Origin of the sequence: Streptomyces calidiresistens, assembly GCF_014141525.1 — a bacterium.
Lineage (GTDB): Bacteria > Actinomycetota > Actinomycetes > Streptomycetales > Streptomycetaceae > Streptomyces > Streptomyces calidiresistens.
Genome location: NZ_VKHS01001038.1, coordinates 1 through 1,597, shown reverse-complemented (window position 1 = coordinate 1,597; position 1,597 = coordinate 1). Strand labels below are relative to the sequence as shown.

The 1,597-nt window shown below is 76.6% G+C and carries 1 pseudogene; it reads left to right on the top strand.

The window, feature by feature from the left end:
* Nucleotides 1-392: 392 nt before the first annotated feature.
* Nucleotides 393-1,597 (top strand): annotated as a pseudogene (locus FOE67_RS25245) (hypothetical protein); the annotation flags it as partial.

The following is a 1,597-nucleotide window of genomic DNA, read 5'->3' as shown; positions in this document are numbered from 1 at the left end:
CGTCGGGGGCGGGGGTGCGTGCCGGTGGTGTGTGCGCGGCGGGCAACAAGCGTGCAACAGCCCGCCGTCCCCCGTACCCCGACGGCCGGGGCCCGGGCCATGGTGGTGCGGATCCCCGCGTGGCCGCGCGGGGTGACGGCGGTCCCGCCGGGACCGCCCGGAGCGACCCGGAACGGCGAGCCGTCCGGGACGGAGGGGTGACGGGGATGACCACTTCCGGAACAGAGGGTCCGCATTCGGCACCGGCGGGCTTCGGACCGCCGCCGAACACACCACCCTCGCCGTTCGGGCCGCCTCCGGGCGGCTTCGGGCCGCCGATCGCGGGGGGCGGACCGTGGGGCCCGACGGCTCCCCCGCCGGGGCCGGTTCCCGGACCGGGCCCGGCGGGAGGCGTGCCGGAGGCGCGGCGGGCGCCGGCGCGGGAGAGGGGCGCCCACCTCGCGGGCGGGGTGCTGCTCCTGATGAGCGCGCTCCTCCTGCTCGGGCTGGGGGTCTCGGACTTCATGCGGTCCTCGGTGACGGCCCCGGAGACGGCCCGAGCACTGTGGCAGTACCAGATATGGCCGTTGCCGATGGCGCTGAACGTCCTGCAGTGGGCGGGGGCGCTCCTCGCCCTGCCCGTGGGCGTCCTGCTGATGGCCCGCCGGCGGGCGGCGAACGGGCCGGCGATCGTGCTCGCGGGGCTGCTCGGCTTCCTCTCCCTGCGCCTGGTGGCGGGGCCGCGCCTGGCGGAGGTGGGGGGCATCCACCCCGACCACCTCTCCGACACCGGGCGCCTCGTTCTGCACGCCCTGGTGTTCGTCCTCTGCCTCGCCGTGGTGGCGATCGCCGCCGGCAGGGCGCGTGCCGCGACGGCGGGCGGCAAGGGGTCGGCGGGCGGCGGATTCGACCCGTACGGGACCCGGGCGATTCCGGCGGCCCGGCGGTGGGCCGGCGTCCTCACCGCGCTCCCCGGACTAATCATGGTGGGGTGGACCCTGTACCTGCAGTTCAACCGTTACGGGGAGATCCCCGAGGTGGGCTGGGGAACCTTCCTGCGGGATCTGTTCGTGCCGGGTTACTTCCCGCTGAGCAGCGTGCTGAAGGCGGGCATGATGCTCGAGGAGTTCGTGGTCGCGGTCGTCCTGGTCGCCCTCGGGGCGGTGTTGCTCGCGGGGCGCGGCCGGGGTGCGCCCGGGGCGGTTCCCCCGGCCATGGCGCTGCTGGTCGTGAGCCTGGTGCCCGCGTTGGACCACCCGTTCCGGGACAACCGGACGTACGAGCGGCTCACGGAGACCACCGAGGGGGTGCTGTGGCTGGTGTCCCTGGCCGTGGTCCTGGTGTCGGCGCTCGTGGCGACGGTGCTCTCCCTGCGGGTGCTCGCCGACCCGGGACGGCGCGGCGCCGGGCGGGGCGGCCGGGGCGGGGACGCCGACGGGCCCGACGCGCCGGATTCCGGTGAGCGCGCCGAGGTCGCGCAGGACACCGGCGGTGGGTCCGGTGGGTCCGGCGGTTCCCCGGGAGGCGGCTCCTCCTCCGGTGGTGGCTGGGGCTTCTTCGGTGGCGGTGGCGGCTCCGGTGGGGACAGCGGCGGTGGCGGAGGAGACGGCGGTGGCGG